The organism is Microbacterium sp. RU33B, from assembly GCF_900155915.1.
Taxonomy (GTDB): Bacteria; Actinomycetota; Actinomycetes; order Actinomycetales; family Microbacteriaceae; genus Microbacterium.
In genome coordinates, this window is sequence record NZ_FTPO01000002.1 from 614687 (window position 1) to 636229 (window position 21543).

The following is a 21543-nucleotide window of genomic DNA, read 5'->3' on the forward strand; positions in this document are numbered from 1 at the left end:
TCCGGCGGTCGCCGTGGGGAGGTCGCTCAGCCGCCGACGGTCATCCAGACGGTGCCGCGCACGCGTCGGCCGAGGGTGACGAGCCGGGCGAGCATGTAGACGCCGAAGAACGTCACGGCGAGCCAGGCGAGACCCCCGGCGCCCTCGGGGTGCAGCAGTCCGACGAGCAGCAGGGCGGGGAGGAACGGCACGAGGTTGACCACGCCGACGATCGCCAGGTACTTCGCGTCGCCCGCCCCGATGAGCACGCCGTCGAGCACGAAGACGATGCCGCAGATCGGCTGCGCGACCGCGAGCACGAGGAGGGCGGGCTGGATGAGCGCGGCGACCGCCGGATCGCCCGTGAACACGAGGCCGATCACGCCCGAGAGGGCCGCGAGCATGCCGCCGACGATGATGCCGAACCAGCCGCCCCAGGCCACGGTGCGGCGGAGCACCCGCTGCACCTCGCCGGTCGAACCGGCGCCGAGGCCCTTGCCGACGAGGGCCTGCGCGGCGATCGCGAGCGCGTCGAGGGCGAACGCCGCCGTGGAGAAGAGCGTGAAGATCACCTGCCACCCGGCGAGCTCCTCGGTGCCGAGTCCGGTGGCGACACCGACCGTGGCGAGGAAGGCGACGCGCAGTGAGACCGTGCGCAGGAACAGCCAGCCGCCCGAGCGCGCCGAGCCGCGCACGCCGTCGCGCTGAGGACGGACGGATGCCGAGTGCCGCCGCACGAGGCGTCCGACCACGAGCACGTAGGCCGCCACCATCGCCCACTGGGCGACGACGGTGCCCGCGGCCGACCCCGCGATCCCCCAGCCGAAGCCGTAGATGAAGAGCCAGTTGAGGAGTGCGTTGGCGGCGAACCCGAATCCGGCGATCCAGAGCGGGGTCACGGTGTCCTGGAGGCCCCGCAGCAGACCGGTCGCGGCGAACACGACCAGCATCGCCGGCAGGCCCCACATCGACAGTCCCAGGTAGATGCGCGCCTGCTCGGCGACGTCGGGGGCGGCGCCGAAGAGCTCCACGAGGCCGGGCGTCGCGAAGAATCCCCCCAGGGCCAGCACCGACCCGAGGCCGAGGGCGAGCCACATGCCGTCGACGCCGACCGACACCGCCCTGGTCGGATCGCCGGCGCCGAACCGGCGCGCGACGGCGGGAGTGGTGGAGTAGGCGAGGAAGACCATGAGGCCGACGATCGTCTGCAGTACGGCCGAGGCGATGCCGAGTCCGGCGAGCGGCACGATGCCCAGGTGGCCGACGAGCGCGGCGTCGACGATGAGGAACAGGGGCTCGGCGATGAGCGCCCCGAGGGCGGGGACGGCGAGCCGCAGGATGTCGCGGTTCAGCGTGTCTCGGGTGGCCACGAGTCGAGCCTACGAGGCGCGCCCGCCCGGGCGATCCGCGACGAGGCCCTAGCCTGGCCGGAGCGCGGCCCGCGCCACATCGGCGTGTGGGTGCGCCGACCGAAGGCGACAGCGGAGGAGGATCATGTCGACGCAGACCGCCCGCCCCGCTCCGGTCCGCTCGTGGCTCGGCGCACTGCCGTCGTGGCTGCGCGCCGTGCTGGGTCTCGCGGGGGTCGTCCTCGGCGCCGTCATCGTCGTGCGTCCCACGGCATCCCTCGGCGCGCTGGCGGTCCTGATCGGCGCGGGCCTCGTGCTCAGCGGCCTCCTCGAACTCGTCGCCGGCGGTCAGGGCGCAGACGGCGAGCCGACCCCGCGCTGGCGGGCGCTGATGGCCGTCGTGTGGATCGCTGCGGGCGTCTTCGTTCTGCTGTTCCCCGACCTGACCGTGCGCTCGGTCGCCCTCGTCGTGGGAATCGCCGTCATCGCCGCCGGGGTGCTGTCGGTTCTGGCGGGCCTCCGTCCCGGCATCACGGCCGACGCCCGGGTCGCGTCGATGCTGCTCGGCGTCGCGGGCATCGGCTTCGGTCTGCTCGCCCTCTCGGGGGCCGACATCACTCTCCTCGTCGTCACGGTCGTGCTCGGCGGCCGCCTGATCGTCGTGGGCCTGCTCGAAGTCTGGCGCGCAGTGCGCGGTCGCCGGGACCGACCGACGGCGACGGATGCCGCGCCCGCCGCCGGGAGGTGGATGCGCACCCTGGCGGTGGCCGTCGCCCTCGTGGTGGGCGTCGCCGCGGGGGGTCTGACGGCGGTGCTGCGCGGCGGTGATCCGGTCACGGACGCCTTCTACGCGGCACCGCGCACGGTGCCCGACGAGCCCGGACAGCTGATCCGGGCGGAGGCGTTCACCCGCGGCGTCCCCGCCGGAGCGGTCGGCTGGCGCATCCTCTACACGACCACGGACGGCGACGGCGGCCCGGGCGTCGCGAGCGGCATCGTCGTCGTTCCCGCCGCCGGGTTCGGGGAGTGGCCCGTGATCTCCTGGGCCCACGGCGCGACCGGCGTCGCGCAGCAGTGCGCGCCCTCGCTGCTCGCGCAGCCCTTCGAATCGGGGGCGATGTCGGTGCTCCCCGAGATCGTCGCCAACGGGTGGGCGCTCGTCCAGGCCGACGGCTCCGGCCGGGGGGCGGCATCCCCGCCCGCGTATCTCGTGGGAGATCCGAGCGGTCGCGCCGACCTCGACGCCGTGCGGGCGGCGCGTCAGATCCCGGCAGCCGACCTCGGCGGCCAGACGGTGGCGTGGGGCTGGTCGGACGGGGGCGGGACCGCGCTGTGGGCCGGTGCGACCGCAGCCGCGTACGCCCCCGACGTGCCGCTCGCGGGCGTCGCCGCACTCGCCCCGATGGCCGACCCGGCCGCCGTCCTCGCGAACCTTCCGACCGTGTCGGGCGGCTCGGTCGTCGCCTCCTTCACGATGGCGGCCTATGCGGCGCGCTACGACGACGTCACGTACGGCAAGTTCATCCGCCCGGAGTCCGACGACACGGCGCGCCGGATGGCCGAGCACTGCCTCGCCGGGCCGGGCCTGCTCGTGCCCGTGCTCGCGGAGGTCGGCCAGACGAGCGATCCCGATCTGTTCGCCGTCCCGCCGACCGAGGGGGCGTTCGGCGCCCGCCTGGCCGAGAACGTCCCGCCGCCCACGATCACGGTGCCTCTGCTGCTCGCGCAGGGCAAGGACGACGTCCTGGTGCCGCCGGCGGCGCAGGATGCGTTCGTGGGCGCCGCCTGCGGCGCGGGCCAGATCGTCGACTACCGGCTGTACGCCGGCCTCGGCCACGTCGACCTCGTCGCCGCGGCGTCGCTGGTCGTGCCGCAGCTGATGGAGTGGACCAAGGCCCGGCTCTCGGGGGAGCCCGGCATCGCCGGCTGCAACCGCGCGGAGTACTGAGTGCCCGATACGGGAGACCCGGTTGTCGCCGAGCCCGCGTCCGTGAGCGTCTCCTCATGCGAACGCACGTGTCGGCCCGGACGCTTATCCTGTAACGCATGACCGACGCGCTGCGCTCGGGTCTCACGCTCGACGAGCTGAGCCCCGACATCCGCCCTCAAGACGACCTCTACCGCCACGTCAACGGCGCGTGGCTCGAGCGCACCGAGATCCCGGAAGACAAGGCGCGCTGGGGGTCGTTCCACCTCATCGCGGAGCAGGCCGAGAAAGACGTGCGCACGATCGTCGAGGAGTCGACGGATGCCGAGCCCGGCACCGAGGCCCGCAAGATCGGCGACATCTACACGAGCTTCATGGACGAGGCGCGCATCGACGAGCTCGGCACCGCGTCGCTGTCCGAGCGGCTGGCGACGGTCGACGGCATCTCCTCCATCCCCGAACTGCTCCGCGCCGTCGGCCGGCTGGAGCGCGACGGCGTGGGCGGCATCGTGCACCTCTACGTCGAGCCCGACCCCGGGAACCCCACGCGATACGTCCCGTTCCTCGTGCAGGGCGGCCTGTCGCTGCCCGACGAGTCGTACTTCCGCCTGGAGAACTTCCAGGACACGCGCATCGCGTTCCGTCAGCACATCGAGCGCATCCTCGATCTCGCCGGCGTCGACGACGCCGGCGCGGCCGCCGACCGCATCGTCTCGCTCGAGACGGAGCTGGCCGGACACCACTGGGACAACGTGAAGAGCCGCGACGCCGTGGCCACCTACAACCTCCTCTCGTGGGACGCGCTGCAGGAGCTCGCGGGCATCGACCTCCTCCCGTGGCGCGAGGGCATCGCGCCCGAGCACGAAGACGCCTTCGCGGAGGTCGTCGTCTACCAGCCGAGCTTCGTCGAGGGTCTCGGGACCCTTCTCACGGAAGAGCGTCTTGAGGACTGGAAGGACTGGCTGCGCTTCCAGATCGTGCACGCCGCGGCGCCGTTCCTCTCCGACGCGTTCGTGCAGGAGAACTTCGGCTTCTACGGCACCCAGCTGTCGGGAGTCCCCGTGATCCGCGAGCGCTGGAAGCGCGGCGTCGGCCTCGCCGAGGCGGCGATGGGCGAGGCGATCGGCCGCGTCTACGTCGAGCGGCACTTCCCGCCGGCGGCGAAGGTCGCCATGGACGAGCTCGTCGCGAATCTCGTCGAGGCCTACCGCCAGAGCATCCAGAACCTCGACTGGATGAGCGCCGAGACCCGCGAGCGCGCGCTCGCCAAGCTCGACGCCTTCACGCCGAAGATCGGCTACCCGGTGGCCTGGAAGGACTACTCGGGTCTCGAGGTCGACCCGACCGACCTGCTCGGCAACGTCGCGCGCTCCCACGTGCTCGAGCACGATCGTCAGCTCGACAAGGTCGGCAAGCCGATCGACCGCGACGAGTGGTTCATGACCCCGCAGACGGTCAACGCGTACTACAACCCGCTCATGAACGAGATCGTGTTCCCCGCGGCGATCCTGCAGTTCCCGTTCTTCGAGCTCGACCGGGATGCCGCAGCCAACTACGGCGGCATCGGCGCCGTGATAGGCCACGAGATCGGCCACGGCTTCGACGACCAGGGCAGCCGCTTCGACGGCGACGGATCCCTCCGCGACTGGTGGACCGACGCCGACCGCACGGCGTTCGAGGAGCGCACGAAGAGCCTCATCGAGCAGTACAACGCGCTCGTCCCCGTGGGGCTCGACGCGCAGCACACGGTCAACGGCGCGCTCACGATCGGCGAGAACATCGGCGACCTGGGCGGGCTGGCCATCGCCCTCCGTGCCTATGAGCTCTCGCTCGACGGCGCCGAGGCCCCGGTCATCGACGGGCTCACCGGCATCCAGCGACTCCTGCTGAGCTGGGCGCAGATCTGGCAGCAGAAGGGACGGGATGCCGAGACCATCCGTCTGCTCACGATCGACCCGCACTCGCCCAACGAGTTCCGCTGCAACCAGATCGTCCGCAACATCGACGCGTTCTACGACGCGTTCGATGTGACCGAAGCAGACGCGCTCTGGCTGCCGGCGGATCAACGCGTCTCCATCTGGTGACGCGCCGCCGCAGCGGCGGCATCCCTCCCCTCACCCCTCTCCCCCCGGAAGGAAGTGTGTTCGTGGGCACCCCCGAGCCCTCTGACACGGACGCATCGCGCCCTTCGCATCACGCACCCGTCGGCGCGCCCGAACCGGCGCTGCGCGGCGCGTCGCGCCGGAGCAGCCGGCGTCTTCCGCGACGGGCAGCGGTCGGGCGTCGGTCGTTCGCGTCGACGCTGAAGGCTCTCGACGTCCTCGCCGAGAGCGGCGCGAAGGTGTCCGTGCGCATCAACGACCTCGACCGCGGTACGTCGGTGCTCGCGGGCGACGACTTCGTGACGCTGCCTGTCGCCGGACTCGGCGTCGTTCCGCTCCTGCTCGAGGTGGCCGCCGCGATCGAGGCGGGCACGCTCGATCCGCACGAGATCATCGACCGCGCCGATCTCGACCGCGTCGAGGTCTCGGGTGTGTGGCGGCACCTGAAGGCCCCGGCGCTCCCGATCGCCGACCTCGCTGTGCTCACCGCGGCGGCCGGCGATGCGCTCGCGGCCAACGCACTCCTCGCCCGCGTGGGGCTGCCGGCCGCGCGCGCGCGCATCGAGCAGCTCGGGCTGTCGCGCACGGCGCTGCTCGACGGCTTCCGCGACGAGCGCGGACCCGACGACGCCCCGCAGGTCGCGCTCGGCTCGGCCCGCGAGCTCGCCGAGATCTTCGCCGCGCTGGTGAACTCCCAGGCCGTCTCCGCCGGCGTCAGCGCGCAGGTCGCGGAGTGGCTGAGCCTGAACCACGACCTCTCCCTCGTCGCCGCCGCGACCGGGCTCGATCCGTTCGCCCATGAGAACGACGAGCACGGACTGCTCTTCGTCAACAAGACGGGCCGGGATGCCGGCATCCGTGTCGAAGCGGGAGTGCTGGCAGGGCCCCGGGCCGGAGTGTCGTACGCGCTCATCGTGTGCTTCGACGACCTGTCGATCACGCACCGGCTGCGGGCGCACGACGCGTTCCGCGTGCTCGGCGTCGACCTGATGGAGTACGTGTTCTGAGGCGCGCGGTCGCGCGCCCCGGATCGATGTCCCACTTCGCGCGGGTGTGCCGGCGTGCAACCCGCCTCACATGGGACATGGGCGTCACCGTGCGCGTCGATGTCCCATTTTGCGCGGGTGTGTCGGCGTGCCACCCACGCGAAGTGGGACATCAACGCGTGGCGGACCTGACCGTGGCAGGAAAGCCGGGCCTCACGGGGTGAAACGCGGACAGGCAGGCGAGGCTCTGCCGATGCGCCCCCGCGTCAGAAGACGATCGTGTGGTTGCCGTGCCGGATCACGCGGTCCTGCGCGTGCCACAGCACGGCGCGGGAGAGCACCTGGCGCTCGACGTCGGCGCCCCGGCGGGCGAGCTCGGCGGCCGACTCGGCGTGGGTCACGCGCACGATGTCCTGCTCGATGATGGGTCCTTCGTCGAGATCCTCCGTCACGTAGTGCGAGGTCGCGCCGATGAGCTTGACGCCGCGCTGCTTGGCCCGCTTGTACGGCTCGGCGCCGATGAAGGCCGGCAGGAACGAGTGATGGATGTTGATCACGGGCACGCCGAGCTGCGCGAGGAAGTCGGGCGAGAGGATCTGCATGTAGCGGGCGAGGACGATGAAGTCGACGTTGCCCTTCAGCAGCCGCAGGATCTCGGCTTCGGCTGCCGACTTGTCGGGTCCCGACCCCGACGGCACGTGGAAGAACGGCACCCCGAACGAGCGCACGTCCTCGGCGGAGTTCGTGTGGTTGGAGATGACCATGGGCACCGTGACGGGCAGGTCGCCGCGGCGGTGGCGCCACAGGAGGTCGAGCAGGCAGTGGTCCTGCTTCGACGACAGGATCGCCATGCGCTTGGGCACCGAGAGGTCGGTGACGTTCCACTCGAGGTCGAAGCCCTCGCCGAGCGTGCGGTCGAGGTCTCCCTCGATCTCGGGCAGGGCCGCGGCCAGATCGGGGCGGTGGAAGACGACGCGGCAGAAGTACGCGCCGCCGATCGGGTCGTCGGAGTACTGGTCGAGCGCGACGATGTTGCCGGCGTGCCGCGTGATGAGCGCGGAGACCGCGGCGACGATGCCGGGGCGGTCGCTCCCGTGCACGATGAGGCACGCGTGGTCGGTGAGGAGGTGGGCGTCGTGCGCGGTCATGGATTCGATTCTGCCGTGTCATCGCGCCTCGCCCGACCCGCATGTCGTGGCCGGGGCATCCGGATCGCTCTAGGCTGACCGCGTGAGCACTCCGACAACGGATGCCCCGCAGCGCACTGCGGGCCGCGACGACCGCATCACGCTGCGGTTCATGACCACCCCGGCCGACACCGCGGCGGGCGGCCGTTCGATCGCCGCCGGCAGCGTGATGGAGTGGATCGACAAGGCCGGATACGCGTGCGCGGTCGGCTGGGCGGGCGCCTACTGCGTCACGGCGTACGTGGGCAACGTTCGCCACCGTCGCCCGGTCGCGCCCGGGAGCCTCGTCGAGGTGCAGGCGCGCATCGTGTACACGGGTCGCACCAGCATGCACGTCGTGGTGACGGTGTCGTCCGCCGAGGTCAGCGATCGGCTGTACACGCCGGCGACGACGTGCATCCTCGTGTTCGTCGCCAAGGGCGCCGACGGGCGGCCCGCCGCGGTGCCGAGCTGGAGTCCGGTGAGCCGCTCCGACCGGAAGCTCGCGGCGGCGGCGCTGGAGCGCATGGACGCCCGCGCCGAGATCAAGCGGCTCATGCTGCGGGAGGAGTACACGGATGCCGGGCACGGCCCCCGCTCCACCCTGCGCTTCCTGGTGCCGCCGGGAGTGGTGAACTGGGGAGGCAAAGCGCACGGCGGCACCGTCATGCGGTGGATCGATGAGGCGGCGTACGCCGTCGCGGTCGGGTGGTCGGGCAATGATCACGCCGTCGCGGTGTACTCCGGCGGCATCCACTTCTTCTCGCCCGTGCCGATCGGCCACCTCGTCGAGATCGAGGCCCGGCTCATCCACACCTCCGCCCGCAGCATGCATCTCAGCATCCGGGTGTCCACGGCCGATCCGCGCACGCCCCAGGAGCTGGACGTCGCGACCCAGTGCATGAGCGTCTTCGTCGTGCCCGATGCCGACGGCGTGGCCGCGGCGATCCCCGCGTGGGTGCCGGATGCCGCGGACGACGTGCGACTGCACGAGCACGCGCTCGAGATCATCCGGCTGCGGGAGGGCATCGTGCCGATCCCTCCGTCGCTGTCGCTCGAACCCTGAGCCGCCGGCTACCTCACGCCGCGCATGAGCGCGAGCACCGGCTTGACCGCCGCGAGCAGCGCGAGGCCGAGGAGGATGGCGATGACGCCGAGGATCGTGAAGTACGGAACTTCGTTCTCGGGGTCGTAGAAGCCGGCGAGCCATCCCGCGATCGAGGTGCCGAGTGCGACGGAGAGGAAGTACAGCGCCACCATCTGCGTGTGGAAGTGCTGCGGCGCGAGCTTGGTGGACGCCGAGAGCCCGACCGGCGAGATGAAGAGCTCGGCGATCGTGAAGACCAGCAGGATGCCGACGATCGCGAGGAGCGGCGTCGCATTCGCCGGACCGTTGGCGAACGGCAGGAACAGCAGGAAGGCGGCGCCCATGATCACGACGCCGAGCGCGAACTTGACGGGCGTGGAGGGCTGGCGGCGCCCGAGCTTCGTCCAGATCGCGGCGAAGACGCCCGACAGGATGATGACGAAGATCGGGTTGATCGAGTTGACCCACGGGATGGGCATCTCCCAGCCGAAGATGTCGCGGTTCAGCCGCTCGGACGAGTAGATCGTCAGCACGGTGAACTGCTGCTGGTACAGCGACCAGAAGCCGACGTTCACGATGAACAGCGGGATGAAGCCGATCACGCGGGAGCGCTCGTCGCCCGTGACGGCCTTCGACGCCGTGATCACGAGGAAGTACGCGATCGCCGCGCCGAGGGTGGCGATGATCACGACGATCGCGAGATTGTCGGCCCGGATGACGCCCACGAGAACGAGCACGGCGAGGAGCGCGACGCCCCCCAGGCCGATGCCGATGAAGAGGCCTCGGCGGCTGCGGGGCAGCGGGTTGGGGACCGCGCGGGATTCGGCGGGGAGGTGCTTGCGGCCGAAGGAGTACTGGATGAGACCGGCGGCCATGCCGACCGCGGCGAGGCCGAAGCCCCAGTGGAAGCCCATCGTCGACTGCAGGAGACCTGTGAGGAGGGGCCCTGCGAACGCACCCAGGTTGATCCCGAGGTAGAACAGCGAGAAGCCGGCATCCCGGCGCGGGTCGTCCGCCGTGTACAGCGTGCCGACGACCGACGTCGCATTGGCCTTCAGGCCGCCCGAGCCGAGGGCCACGAGGACGAGGCCGATGCCCAGGCCCCACACGTTCGGCAGGATCGCCAGGGCGATGTGGCCCGCCATGATGACGATCGCGCTGGAGAACAGCACGCGCTCCGAGCCCAGCAGGCGATCGGCGATCCAGGCGCCGAGGATCGTCGAGAGGTAGACCGTGCCGCCGTACGCTCCGACGATGCCCGTCGCGACCGTCTGGTCGATGCCGAGGCCGCCCTCGGCGACCGAGAAGTACATGTAGATGAGCAGGATGCCCTGCATGCCGTAGAAGCTGAACCGCTCCCACATCTCGACGCCGAACACGTGCGCGAGGGCGAAGGGCTGGCCGAAGAAGCGCGTGTCGGAGTCGCCGACCGAGGCCGATGCCGTGGCGACCGATCCCACGGCATCCGTGCCGCTGCGCTTCGCGGCCTCCCGCGACTGCCGACCGGTCCGGCCGGCGGCCGTCGCCCCTTCGGGCGGGCCGACCGGGACTTCCTGACGATCGTCGCGCTCATCGTTCATGCATTCACGCTAGCGCGGGCAGGGCTCGGGCGGGCCGCTCAATGGGGGAGCGACGGATGCCGTTCCTCGGCCGCGCGGCCGCGCGGGATGAACAGCGCCATCACGAGGGCGATGACGGCCGCGGCGAGTCCGAGCACGAACGACAGCGTGAAGGCGGTGGCCGTCGGGATCGGGGTGCCCTCGACCTGCACCGTGTACGTGGCGAGCACCGCACCGATGACGGCGGCGGCGGTGCTCGTTCCGAGCGAGCGGAACAGGGCGTTGAGTCCGTTCGACGCGCCCGTCTCGGACTGCGGCACCGACCGCATGATGAGCATCGGCATCGCCGCGTAGCCGAAGCCGATGCCGACGCCGATGATGATGTTCGCCACCACGAGGTGCCAGACCTCGCTCGAGAGCACGAGCGTGAACCCGTACGCGATCACCAGCGAGATCGCCCCGAGCACGAGCAGCAGCTTGGGTCCGACCGTGCGGGCCAGGCGGCCGGAGAACGGCGAGAGCACCATCATCACGATCCCGGCGGGCATCACGACCAGGCTCGCGCCGAGCAGGCTCAGCCCGAAGCCGCCCGTCGCGACGGGGAGCTCCAGCATCTGCGGATACACGACGTTCGACGCGAACAGCGAGAACCCCATCGCGATCGAGGCGAGGTTCGTCAGCAGCACAGGGCGGCGGGCGGCCACCCGGAGGTCGAGCAGCGGCTCGGCGATGCGCAGCTCGTACCAGCCCCACACGAGCAGCACGACGATGCCGCCCAGTCCGCAGGCGAGCGTCGGCGCCGACGTCCACCCCCACGTGTTGCCCCGCGACACGGCGAGCAGCACGCCCAGGAGCCCGACGGCGAGCCCGGCGGCGCCGACGAAGTCGAAGCGTCCGGCCGTGCGCAGCACGCTCTCGGGAACGATCCACAGGACGAGGGCGAAGACGACGACGCCGAGCGCGGCGGCGACCCAGAAGAGCACGTGCCAATCGCTGCGCTCGGTGATGAGGGCGCTGATCGGGAGCCCGAGCGCGCCGCCCACGCCGAGCGTCGCGCTGATGAGAGCGATCGCGGTGTCGACACGGTCTTCATGGAGCACATCCCGGAGGATCGAGATGCCGAGCGGGATGACGCCCGTCACCGCGCCCTGCAGGGTGCGGCCGATCACGACCCCGACGATGCCCGGCGAGGCGGCCGCGATGACCGAGCCGACCACGAGGGTGGCCAGGAGCACGAGCACGATGCGCTTCTTGCCGTACATGTCGCCCAGGCGACCGGCGATCGGGGTGATCACGGCGGCGGCGAGCAGCGTGGAGGTGACGACCCACGCCGTGTCGTCGCGGCTCGCGTTCAGCAGCTCGGGGAGCTTGGACTGGATCGGCACCACGAGGGTGAACATGAACGACGAGGCGAGGCCGGCGACCGCCAGCACGGCGACGATGGCACCCTGCGGCGTGGGACGGGAGAGACGGCGCCTCGCGTCGTCGTCTCCCTTGGCCATCCCTTCAGGCTATCGGCGGTCCGGGATGTCGGGGTCGGGCGGGAGTAGCGTGGGCGGCATGCCCGATCCGACCGCTCAGCCCGGCATCGACATCCGTCCGCTCGACACGGTCGACGACGTCTTCCGCGCGTGCGAGGTGCTGTCGGAGGTATGGGCGGGCGATCCGGCCGGCATGCCGCCCAACCTGCTGCGGGCGCTCGCGCATTCGGGCAACTACGCCGTCGGACTGTTCGACGGCGAGCGGATGATCGGGGCATCCGTCGGCTTCTTCGGCGAGCCCGCCGCCCGCTCGATGCACTCCCACGTCACGGGTGTGCTCGCCGAGTACCGCAGCCAGGGTCTCGGGCGCGTGCTCAAGCAGCATCAGCGCGAGTGGGCGCTCCGCCGCGGCGTCGGACACGTGACGTGGACCTTCGATCCGCTCGTCGCGCGCAACGCGCACTTCAACCTCCGCGTGCTCGGCGCGCGCGTGACGGAGTATCTCGTCGACCACTACGGGCCGATGGACGACGGCCTCAACCGGGGTGACGAGACCGACCGCGTCATGGTGTCGTGGGCGGTGGCGGCGCCGCCGTTCCCGACTCCCGCGGCCGACCGTGTCGTCGCGTCGGTCGAGGTGCCGCACGACATCGAGTCGGTGCGGGCCGCGTCGCCGACGGATGCCGCGGACTGGCGCCTGCGGGTGCGCGACGGATTCCTCGCGCAGCTCGGCGCCGGCCTCGTCGTCGGCGGGTTCGACGACGATCGCGGCTACCTGTTCGTGCGCCCGTAGCCCGCGTCAGTTCTCGGGAGAATCGCCGTTCTCCGGAGGATTTCTGCCGAGGAGCTCCGCCGAACTGCCCATCTCCGAAGAAGTGCGACGTCGAGGGGATACCTCGACCCTAGGCTGACCCGCATGACCGACCGCCGCATCATCGATCTGAGCCACGCGATCCGCGCCGGGCTCGTGACCTATCCGGGACTCCCCGCCCCGACGATCACCCCGCACCTCACCCGCGGGGACTCCCGGTCGGTCTACGCCCCCGGCACCGAGTTCGCGATGGACGTCATCCACCTGATCGGCAACACGGGCACCTACCTCGACTCGCCGTTCCACCGCTACGCCGACGGCCTTGACCTCGCCGGGCTCGACCTCGCGACCCTCGTCGGCCTGCCCGCCGAGGTCTTCCACGTCGCGGATGTCTGGACTCCCGACCGCCGCGGGATCGGCGTCGAGCTGCTGCGGGGCCGTGACGTGCGCGGTGCCGCCGTGCTGCTGCACACCGGATGGGACCGGCTCTTCGGCACCCCCGAGTACGGGCACGGCGCGCCGTATCTCACCGCGGACGGCGCGCAGCACCTCATCGACGCCGGCGCCGTGCTCGTGGGCATCGACTCGCTCAACATCGACGACACCGCGGCCGAAGCCGGCGGTGAGCGGCCGGCGCACTCGCTGCTGCTCGCCGCGGGCGTGCACGTCGTGGAGCACCTCACGCGTCTGGGCGATGTGCCGCCGAGCGGCGCGCGCTTCACCGCCGCTCCGCCCGCCGTCGAGGGCTTCGGCACCTTCCCGGTGCGGGCGTTCGCCGAGATCGGACGCTGAGCGGCCCGGTAGCCTGACGACGTGATCCCCGCCGACTGGATGCCTCACCGCCGCGACGACGGCGAGCTGCTCGGGTGGATCCGTCCCGAGGGCGACGACTGGGTCGCCCACGACCTGTTCGGGCACGAGGCATCCGGAGCCGTGGACTGGCTCGTCGCCGAGGAGGCTCTCGAGGCCCGGGGAATCGGATGGCTCGCCGATCCCTGGATGCTGGAGCGGCCGGACGCCGACGCGCTCCGCGTCCGCATCCTCGAGGTCGCGCCCGGGCACGGCGACGAGGCCGGACGCGTCGTGGTGAAGGTCGACGACCATGGCGCGATCGGCGGTCCGCCGGCCCCCCGGTTCGAGCTGCCGTGGCCCGCCCCGGGGGAGCTTCGCCCGTGGGCGCCGGGCGATCCGGCGTTCACGCCCTGGACGTGAGCGGAATCCTCACCCGCCGATCGGAGTTGCACCGATCATGACCCTTCTCGATAAGGCCCAGAGCCTCCTCGCCCTCCACGAAGCCCCCGACCTGCTCACCGTCGTGAACGTGTGGGATCCGATCTCGGCCCGCGTCGTCGCCGAGGAGCCGGGGACGACGGCCCTGGCCACCGCGAGCCACTCGATCGCCGCGAGCTTCGGCTACGACGACGGGGAGAACATCCCGCTCGCGCTCCACCTCGAGGCCATCCAGCGCATCGTCGCGGCGACGGAGCTCCCGGTGAGCGCCGACCTCGAGGCGGGCTACGGCGACGTGGGCGAGACGATCCGCCGGGCGATCGGCGTGGGCGTCGTCGGCGCCAACATCGAAGACCAGCTGAAGCCCCTCGACGAGGCCGTGCGCGGCGTCGAGGCCGCGCTGAAGGCCGGCGAGGCCGAAGGCATCCGGTTCGTGCTCAATGCCCGCACCGACGCCTTCGTGCGCGGCGGCGAGCGCACCCCCGAGGAGAACCTCGACGACGCGGTCGCGCGCGGCTCCGCCTACCTCGCCGCCGGTGCGCCCGTGGTGTTCGTGCCGGGCAAACTCGACGAGGCGCAGGTCTCGACGCTCGTGGAGGCGTTCGGCCCGCAGCGGCTGTCGCTCATCGCCGTGCCCGGATCGCTCCCGCTCGCACGGCTCCAGGAGCTCGGCGTGGCCCGGGTGTCGTACGGACCGTGGTCGCAGCGCGTGGCGCTGACGGCGCTGCAGGACCTCGTGCGGGTCGTGCACGAGGGCGGGGCGCTCCCCGCGGGCACGCGCGCCCTCAACTGACGTATCAGGCGGGCGCCCGGTGGCTCTCCGAGGGGGAGATCCACCGGAGAGGCCCCTCATGCGCGACTACTTCGACGCCGTCATCCGCACACTCGTCCCCGTGACGACGCGCGGCGACCGGATGCCCCGGCGCGGCCGCAGTCGGCGACGGGCGACGTTCGTCCCCGTCGTCCACGACGCGGCCGCCCGCGCGCACTGACGCTCTTCGAAGATCTCGTGGAACCCGCGTCATAGAACGCCCCCGTCCCCGTCTCATGGGTAGGACGGCGCAGCGGGCGCCGCGAGACGACGGGAGAGGCCATGCGCGGATACATCGATTCGGTGGCCAAGGCGTTGCAGACGCCCCCGTCGCGTCGCGGTGTCGCGTCACGGCCGCAGCGGCTGCGGGGGCGCCGCTCGACCTTCGTGCCGATCCGCGACGAGAGCCTTCGCGCTCTCTCCTGAGATGTCCCTCGCCGTGCAGTGGAACCCGAGACCCTGCGCGGCGAGGGGCCTCTCCTGCTCGTGCGGGGTCTCGGCGTAGCCTGAGCGCATGCCGATCGCGCGCCCCGCAGAACCTGTCGCCCTCGACGGCGTCGAACTGCGCGTGCTGCACGTGCCGCTCGTCTCGCCGTTCACGACGTCGTTCGGCACCGAGACGGTGCGCGAGGTCATCGTCGTGCGCGTCCTCACCGCGGGTGGGGACGGGTGGGGAGAGATCGTCACTCAGGCCGATCCGCTGTACTCGAGCGAGTACACCCAGGGTGCGTGGGATGTCGCGCAGCGCTTCCTGATCCCGGCGCTGCTGGAGCGGCGGACCGTCGCGGCGGAGGACGTGGCCGGCATCCTCGCGCCCTTCATCGGCCACCGGATGGTGAAGGCGGGCCTGGAGCTCGCCGTGCTCGATGCAGGGCTGCGGGCCCAGGGCCGCTCGCTCGGCGAGTATCTCGGCGCCGAGCGCGACCGCGTGCCGTCGGGCGTCTCGGTGGGCATCCAGAAGACTCCGGAAGCGCTGGTGGAGGCCGTCGCCGGGTACCTCGACGAGGGGTACGTGCGCATCAAGATCAAGATCAAGCCCGGTCGCGACATCCACGACACAGCCGCCGTCCGCGACGCGTTCGGCGCCACGCCGCTGCAGGTCGATGCGAACTCGGCCTACACGCTCGCCGACGCCGCCGTGCTCGCCGAACTCGATCGCTTCGATCTGCTGCTGATCGAGCAGCCCCTGCAGGAGGACGATCTCGTCGACCATGCGGCGCTGTCCCGGATGCTGCGCACCCCCGTGTGCCTCGACGAGTCGATCGTGTCGCTCAAGGCCGCGCGCGACGCGCTCGCGCTGGGCTCGGCATCCGTCGTGAACATCAAGGCCGGACGGGTCGGGGGATACCTGGAGGCCGTGGCCATCCACGACCTCTGCCGCGATGCCGGCATCCCCGTGTGGTGCGGAGGGATGCTCGAGACCGGAATCGGTCGCGCGGCCAACGCCGCACTCGCGGCGCTGCCCGGCTTCACGCTGCCCGGCGACGTCTCGGCGTCGAGCAGGTTCTACGCGCGCGACATCGTGACCGAGCCGGCCGTGCTCGAAGCCGGGCACGTGCGCGTGCCGACGGGCCCGGGACTGGGTGTCGAGATCGATCCGGTCGCCCTCGACGACGTCACCGTGCAGCGCGTCGAGATCCGGCGGTAGGGGATGCGACGACGCCTGCGCGCCGCGCTGTCGCTGCTCCTCGCCGCCGCCGTGCTCGCGGGATGCGGGGGCGAAGCTCGTCCCGCGCCCTCGGCCACCGTGCTGCCCGACGGCGTCTCGGTGCGGCTCGTCCAGCTGCGCTCCGACGTCGCCGACCGCCAGGCGCAGGTGCAGGTGCGCAACGACTCCGACGACGAGCTGTTCGTCGGCGACGTGCGCGTCGTGGATCCGCGCTTCGCCCGGCCGGCGTCACGTCCGCGAGAACGCGACACCGCCGTGCAGCCCGGCGGCACGGTCGACATCCGCGTGCAGCTGCCGCCGATGGACTGTGCAACGCCCGATGCGGGGGAGTCGAGCGCGATCGTGCCGTTCGCCCTGGGCGAGGCGATCTCCGTCGCCGTCGTGCCGCTCCCCGAAGCGGTGCCCTTCCTCGCCGACCTGCACGAGCGCGAGTGCCGCGCGGAGGCGCTGGCCGACGCCGTCGTGCTGGGCTTCTCCGACTTCACGCCGTCGTCGCCCGGCGCTCCGGCCGACCTCGTGCTCGACATCCAGCCGACCGGCGACGCCGCAGCGCGCATCGAGGGCATCCGCACCACGAACCTCCTCACGTTCGGCGTCGGGGCGGCGGCCGAGACCTTCCCCCTCGGCGTCGACGTGGGCACGGACTCCGCACCCACGACGGTGCGGCTGCCGCTCGTGCCGCTGCGGTGCGACGCGCACGCCGTGCAGGAGGACAAGCGCGGCACGATCTTCACCCTCGACGTCGTCGTCGACGGCGAGCCGGGGGAGATCGAGCTCGCCGCCTCCGCCGAGCTCCGCGGCCGCATCCTCACGTGGGTCGCCCAGTGGTGCGGCTTCGGAGGCTGACGCGCCGGTTCTAGGCTGAGGTGCATGGCACCGAGCAGCGTCGCTCCCCACGATCCGGCCGCCGCGCGCGGCATCTCCCGGCGGACCCAGTCCGAGATCTACCGCGCGGGCATCAGCGGCACGAAGCCGCGGGTGCCCGTCGACGCCGACGCCCTCGAGGCGGCCGCGCGCCGGGCGCTGAGTGCAGAGGCTTTCGCCTACATCGCCGGCGGGGCGGGCGCCGAGCGCACCGTGGCCGCCAACCGCGACGGGTTCGCGCGCTGGCAGGTGTGGCCGCGGCCGCTCCGCGACGTGGCGACGCGCGATCTGTCCATCGACTTCCTCGGCGTGCGGCGGGCGACCCCGTTCCTGCTCGCTCCCCTCGGCGTCATGGAGATGGCGCACGACGACGCCGATCTCGCGGTGGCGCGAGCGGCGGCGTCGCTCGGCGTGCCGTACACGCTGTCCAACCAGGCGTCGTTCCCGATGGAGGAGGTCCGAGACGCCGCGCCGGAAGGCTCGCGGCTGTTCCAGCTCTACTGGTCGGCGTCCGACGAGCTCAATGCGTCACTCCTGCGGCGGGCCGAGGCATCCGGTTGCGAAGCGATCGTCGTCACCCTCGACACGCACCTGCTCGGCTGGCGCACGCGCGACCTCGACTTGGCCTACCTGCCCTTCACGCGGGCCATGGGCATCGCGCAGTACACGAGCGATCCGGTGTTCCAGCAGCTCGTCCGTGAACGCGCGCGGGGCGCGGGAACGATGACGGATGCCGCGGCCCCGCCGGTGCGGGTCACTCCGAAGGCCGTGGCGGCAGGCATCCGGATCGCCCGCAAGGGGACGGCACTGACCGGCTCGGGACTGCGGGAGAGCCTGCGCTCGCCGCTTCCGCGCGCGGCGGTCGAGACGTTCCTCGACGTGTTCTCGACGCCCGCGCTCACGTGGGGCGATCTGGCGAAAGCGCGGGAATGGACGAGCCTGCCGATCATCCTGAAGGGGATCGTGCACCCCGACGATGCGGCGCGCGCACTCGACGCCGGGGTCGACGGCGTGTGGGTCTCCAATCACGGAGGTCGGCAGATCGACCAGTCCGTCCCGACGATCGCCGCGCTGCCCGGCGTGGTCGAGCGCATCGGGGGGCGGGTGCCGGTGGTGTTCGACTCCGGCATCCGACAGGGGACGGATGCCGTCATCGCCCTCGCGCTCGGGGCCACCGCCGTCGCGATCGGTCGCCCCTACGCGTACGGACTGGGGCTCGCCGGCGAGGCGGGAGTGCGCGAAGTCGTGCGCAACCTCCTCGCCGAGCTCGACATCACCCTCGGTCTGTCGGGCCACACGAGCATCGCCGAGCTCGGCGCCGACACGCTCCGCACGGTCTGACGCCGCGGGCCGGAGGCTCGGCGTCGAGCGCTGCCGTCTCGTGCGACCGCTGCGTCGAGCGACGGCGCGCTCGCAGGAGAGTGCCGCACTCGGCCGGACAGGCGATCAGGCGGATGCGGCGGTCGACCGCGCGACCTACGCTGTTCCCATGGCCCTACGCGCACGGCGCACGACCGCCCCGATCCTCGATCCGGCGACGGAGTCGCGGCGTGCCCAGACGCCCCGACGGCTCGGCCTGGCCGGCCTCGCGGCGATTGTCGCGCTGACCGTGACCGGCTGCTTCGGCGGCGGGGGATCCATCGACGGCGGCGGTGGCTCCGGCGACGGGGACTTCGCCGACGACGGCTGCACGAGCGTCGTCGTGGCGACGTCGTCCGAGAAGGTGAACATGCTCGATGCGCTCGCCGGGGCGTTCAAGGAGTCGCCGCAGCACGCCGCTCTCGACGAATGCGCGACGGTGCGTCCGATCAACGTCTCATCCGGTGAGGCGACCCGCATCCTCACGGCGGGCGGCGACTGGCCCGACGAGAACACGCGGCGCTGGCCCACGATGTGGTCGCCGGCCTCGACCGTGTGGACCGAGCGGGTAGCGGCCGCGGCATCCCCCTCCCTCGTCGGCGAACCGGAATCGTTCACGCACACGCCCGTCGTGTTCGGCGTGCCCGAGACGATGGCGAAGGCGCTCGGGTACCCCGCGAAGCCGATCGGCATCACCGACTTCGAGCGGCTCTGTCAGGACCCCGACGGCTGGGGCAGCGTCGGCAAAGACCTGTGGGGCTCGTTCAAGATCTCCAAGACCAACCCCAACACGTCGACGACCGGCCTGTCGGCCATCCTGATGCAGTCCTACGAGGCGACGGGCAAGACCGCAGACCTCACCTCCGACGACGTCGCCGCGGCCGCCGACTTCTCCCGCGTGTTCGAGGAGTGCGTCATCCACTACGGCGACACCACCGGCAAGGTGCTCACGACGCTGTACGACGAGACGCAGAACGGCGCGGGCGGATCGGGTTACGTCTCGGCCGTCGCGCTGGAAGAGACCTCGCTGCTGAACTACAACCAGGGCAACCCCGACTCGCATACCGTGCAGCCGGGCGAGAAACTGACCGAGCCGAAGGAGAAGCTCGTCGCGGTCTATCCCTCCGGCGGCTCGATGTGGTCAGACAACCCGATCACGGTACTGGGCGCCGACTGGGTCACCGACGCGCAGGCCGAGGCGGGCACGGCGTTCGCGGAGTTCCTGCAGACCGACGCCGCCCAGCGGATCCTCCCCGACTTCGGCTTCCGCCCGCTCGACGAGTCGGTACCTCTCGGCGACCTCTTCACGGCCGCCTACGGCGTCGACCCGGCCGGCCCCGCCATCACGCTTCCCAAGCCGGGGGTCGACGTCGTCTCGGCGGCTCTGGATCAGTGGGCGCAGATCCGGAAGCCCTCGTCCGTGCTCGAGGTGATCGACATCTCCGGCTCGATGGACGAGCCGATCGGCGACGGTCGCTCCAAGCTCGACGGCGCGATCGAGGGCGCCCAGTCCACCCTCGGACACTTCCGCTCATCCGATGAGGTCGGCGTCTGGGCCTTCACCACCGGCGTCTCCTCGACGGCAGGCCGGAACATCGTCGTGCTGCGGGATGTCTCGCCGCTGGCCTCCGATCGCGAGTCCGTCGACTCGTCGCTCGACGATCTGCGGTTCGCGCAGCGCGAGGGCACGCCGCTGTACGACGCGATCGCTGCCGCCTACGACGAGATGTCGGCGCGAGCCGAACCCGGCCGCATCAACGCGATCGTCCTGCTCTCGGACGGACAGGACACGGATTCGTCGATCTCGCTCGACTCGCTCGTGGCCAAGATCGGCAGATCCGCCCGTGAGGGCGGTGACGACGCCCCGGTGCGCATCTTCCCGATCGCGTACGGCGAGGGGGCCGACACCGGCGCGCTGCAGCGCATCGCCGAGGCGACCGGCGGGCAGTGGTTCGATGCATCGGATGCCGCCAAGATCGACCTCGTGTTCGCCTCCGTGATCAACAACTTCTGAGGCGCACGTGTACGGGATGAGCGGTCAGGGCTACATCGACGACGCCGTGGAGGCGCTCACCGGCAGCAACGTCTACGTGTCTCCCGAGGTGTCGGGGGCGACCGCGCTGCGGGATCAGCTCTCGCAGCAGATCGGCGACCAGCCGATCGGCGTCGCAGTCTTCTCGAGCAACGCGGCGCTGGAGGCCTCCGGCACCGAGATCCTGTCGACGCTCGCCGAGCAGCACCCGCAGTTCCAGACCATCATCATCTCGGTCGGGGGAGACCTCGCCGCCGGGTCGCGCGACCTGCCCTCGGGTGAGGCGCTGCGCATCGCCAACGAGGCCGAGGGGTCGGCGGGATCGACCGAGGCCGCCCTCGTCGAGACCGTGCAGACGGTCATCGCGGCCACCGACACTGCCGGGCCCGTCAGCCCGGACGCGGGGGGAGCGGTCGGCATCGGAATCGGCGCGGTGCTCGTCGTCGCCGCGCTCGGGGCGGCGCTCGGCGTCTTCCTCGGCGTGCGCCGCTCCCGGCGACGCGCGGCGGGAGAGCGCACACCGCTGCCGGACTCGGTGCGCGAGACGATCACCCGCCTCCGCGCTCTCAGCGGCGAGTACGCTGCGGCGGGGGCATCCGGCAATCGGCTCGCGGCCCAGGTCGCGCCGGAGATCGCCGGGATCGCCGCGAACGCGAGCGAGCTGTTCGAGCGACTCGACCGCAAGGGCGACGAGGGCCAGCTCGCACTCGGTGCCGTCGAGTACGGCGAGACGCTGCGCAAGCTCACCGCAGCGCTCGACCGCGACTACTTCCTCGACATCCTGACCCATCCGCACCTCTGGGACGACCCCGACGAGCGGGTGGCGGAGGTGCGGGAGGCGATCACGGATGTCTCGGGCGAACTCGTCGCGAACATCAAGCAGGTGAACGCCCGTCGTGGGCTGCACTTCCAGGTGTCGCTGGACGGCGTGATCGGGCGACGCAAGGAGCTGAAGGACTGGGAGCGCGAGTTCGACCGCGCCGACGGAGACACCGGCCCCATCGCGCGACCGCAGTGAGCCAGCGCCCCTCGAGGTCGTGCGTGTTCTCCCGCACGCCGAGCACGGAGCATGCCGTCCTCCGCTTCTCGTCTTCACCTCGGGAGCGGGTTCCGACACTCGGATGTCGGCCG

Annotated in this window: 18 protein-coding genes; 14 read left to right on the forward strand and 4 right to left on the reverse strand. The window is 71.7% G+C overall.

Annotation, left to right across the window (positions count from 1 at the left end; all coding sequences use genetic code 11):
- Window positions 1-26: 26 nt before the first annotated feature.
- The gene (locus tag B0B14_RS12525) at window positions 27-1349 is read right to left on the reverse strand and encodes an MATE family efflux transporter (protein WP_076682275.1); all 1323 of its coding nucleotides are present in this window, start codon (window positions 1347-1349) and stop codon (window positions 27-29) included.
- A 124-nt stretch (window positions 1350-1473) separates the two neighbouring features.
- Here B0B14_RS12525 and B0B14_RS12530 point away from each other — a divergent pair, with 124 nt between their 5' ends.
- From B0B14_RS12530 to B0B14_RS12540, 3 genes are all read left to right on the forward strand, one after another.
- Window positions 1474-3276, forward strand: coding sequence for a lipase family protein (locus tag B0B14_RS12530; RefSeq protein WP_076682277.1), 1803 nt, complete (start codon window positions 1474-1476; stop codon window positions 3274-3276).
- Between the two features lie 98 nt (window positions 3277-3374).
- Window positions 3375-5339: a M13 family metallopeptidase gene (locus B0B14_RS12535; RefSeq protein ID WP_076682279.1), complete on the forward strand. Its 1965-nt coding sequence runs from the start codon at window positions 3375-3377 to the stop codon at window positions 5337-5339.
- A 62-nt stretch (window positions 5340-5401) separates the two neighbouring features.
- Window positions 5402-6364, forward strand: coding sequence for a serine hydrolase (locus B0B14_RS12540; RefSeq protein WP_076682741.1), 963 nt, complete (start codon window positions 5402-5404; stop codon window positions 6362-6364).
- A gap of 245 nt (window positions 6365-6609) precedes the next feature.
- Here B0B14_RS12540 and purU read toward each other — a convergent pair whose 3' ends face one another.
- Complete coding sequence (gene purU, locus B0B14_RS12545) at window positions 6610-7491, reverse strand: formyltetrahydrofolate deformylase (protein ID WP_076682281.1); 882 nt, start codon at window positions 7489-7491, stop codon at window positions 6610-6612.
- An 82-nt stretch (window positions 7492-7573) separates the two neighbouring features.
- On the opposite strand from purU, the gene B0B14_RS12550 reads away from it, so the two are divergent.
- The gene (locus B0B14_RS12550; protein ID WP_256714380.1) at window positions 7574-8575 is read left to right on the forward strand and encodes an acyl-CoA thioesterase; all 1002 of its coding nucleotides are present in this window, start codon (window positions 7574-7576) and stop codon (window positions 8573-8575) included.
- An 8-nt stretch (window positions 8576-8583) separates the two neighbouring features.
- On the opposite strand, the gene B0B14_RS12555 is transcribed toward B0B14_RS12550, so the two are convergent.
- The gene (locus B0B14_RS12555; protein ID WP_083710580.1) at window positions 8584-10176 is read right to left on the reverse strand and encodes a peptide MFS transporter; all 1593 of its coding nucleotides are present in this window, start codon (window positions 10174-10176) and stop codon (window positions 8584-8586) included.
- Window positions 10177-10214: 38 nt separating this feature from the next.
- The gene (locus B0B14_RS12560; protein WP_076682283.1) at window positions 10215-11657 is read right to left on the reverse strand and encodes an MFS transporter; all 1443 of its coding nucleotides are present in this window, start codon (window positions 11655-11657) and stop codon (window positions 10215-10217) included.
- A gap of 58 nt (window positions 11658-11715) precedes the next feature.
- Between B0B14_RS12560 and B0B14_RS12565 the strand changes: the two genes are divergently transcribed.
- The 10 genes from B0B14_RS12565 to B0B14_RS12605 all read left to right on the forward strand — a co-directional run bounded on the left by B0B14_RS12565 (window position 11716) and on the right by B0B14_RS12605 (window position 21430).
- Window positions 11716-12429 (forward strand): GNAT family N-acetyltransferase, encoded by a 714-nt coding sequence (locus B0B14_RS12565; RefSeq protein WP_076682285.1) that lies wholly within the window; start codon window positions 11716-11718, stop codon window positions 12427-12429.
- A gap of 123 nt (window positions 12430-12552) precedes the next feature.
- A complete protein-coding gene (locus B0B14_RS12570; protein ID WP_076682287.1) occupies window positions 12553-13239 on the forward strand; it encodes a cyclase family protein in 687 nt (228 codons plus the stop codon).
- Window positions 13240-13260: 21 nt separating this feature from the next.
- The gene (locus B0B14_RS12575) at window positions 13261-13659 is read left to right on the forward strand and encodes a hypothetical protein (RefSeq protein ID WP_372236639.1); all 399 of its coding nucleotides are present in this window, start codon (window positions 13261-13263) and stop codon (window positions 13657-13659) included.
- Between the two features lie 37 nt (window positions 13660-13696).
- Entirely contained in the window at window positions 13697-14470 is a 774-nt protein-coding gene (locus B0B14_RS12580) for an isocitrate lyase/PEP mutase family protein (RefSeq protein WP_076682289.1), read from the forward strand.
- Window positions 14471-14528: 58 nt separating this feature from the next.
- Window positions 14529-14669: a hypothetical protein gene (locus B0B14_RS16600; protein WP_179085317.1), complete on the forward strand. Its 141-nt coding sequence runs from the start codon at window positions 14529-14531 to the stop codon at window positions 14667-14669.
- Window positions 14670-15002: 333 nt separating this feature from the next.
- Window positions 15003-16136, forward strand: a complete 1134-nt coding sequence (gene menC, locus B0B14_RS12585; RefSeq protein WP_076682291.1) for an o-succinylbenzoate synthase — start codon at window positions 15003-15005, stop codon at window positions 16134-16136.
- Window positions 16137-16139: 3 nt separating this feature from the next.
- Window positions 16140-17003, forward strand: a complete 864-nt coding sequence (locus B0B14_RS12590) for a hypothetical protein (RefSeq protein ID WP_076682293.1) — start codon at window positions 16140-16142, stop codon at window positions 17001-17003.
- A 24-nt stretch (window positions 17004-17027) separates the two neighbouring features.
- Entirely contained in the window at window positions 17028-18362 is a 1335-nt protein-coding gene (locus tag B0B14_RS12595) for an alpha-hydroxy-acid oxidizing protein (protein ID WP_076682295.1), read from the forward strand.
- 148 nt (window positions 18363-18510) lie between these two features.
- Entirely contained in the window at window positions 18511-20394 is a 1884-nt protein-coding gene (locus tag B0B14_RS12600) for a substrate-binding and vWA domain-containing protein (RefSeq protein WP_083710615.1), read from the forward strand.
- 16 nt (window positions 20395-20410) lie between these two features.
- The gene (locus B0B14_RS12605; protein ID WP_076682296.1) at window positions 20411-21430 is read left to right on the forward strand and encodes a hypothetical protein; all 1020 of its coding nucleotides are present in this window, start codon (window positions 20411-20413) and stop codon (window positions 21428-21430) included.
- Window positions 21431-21543: the final 113 nt, after the last annotated feature.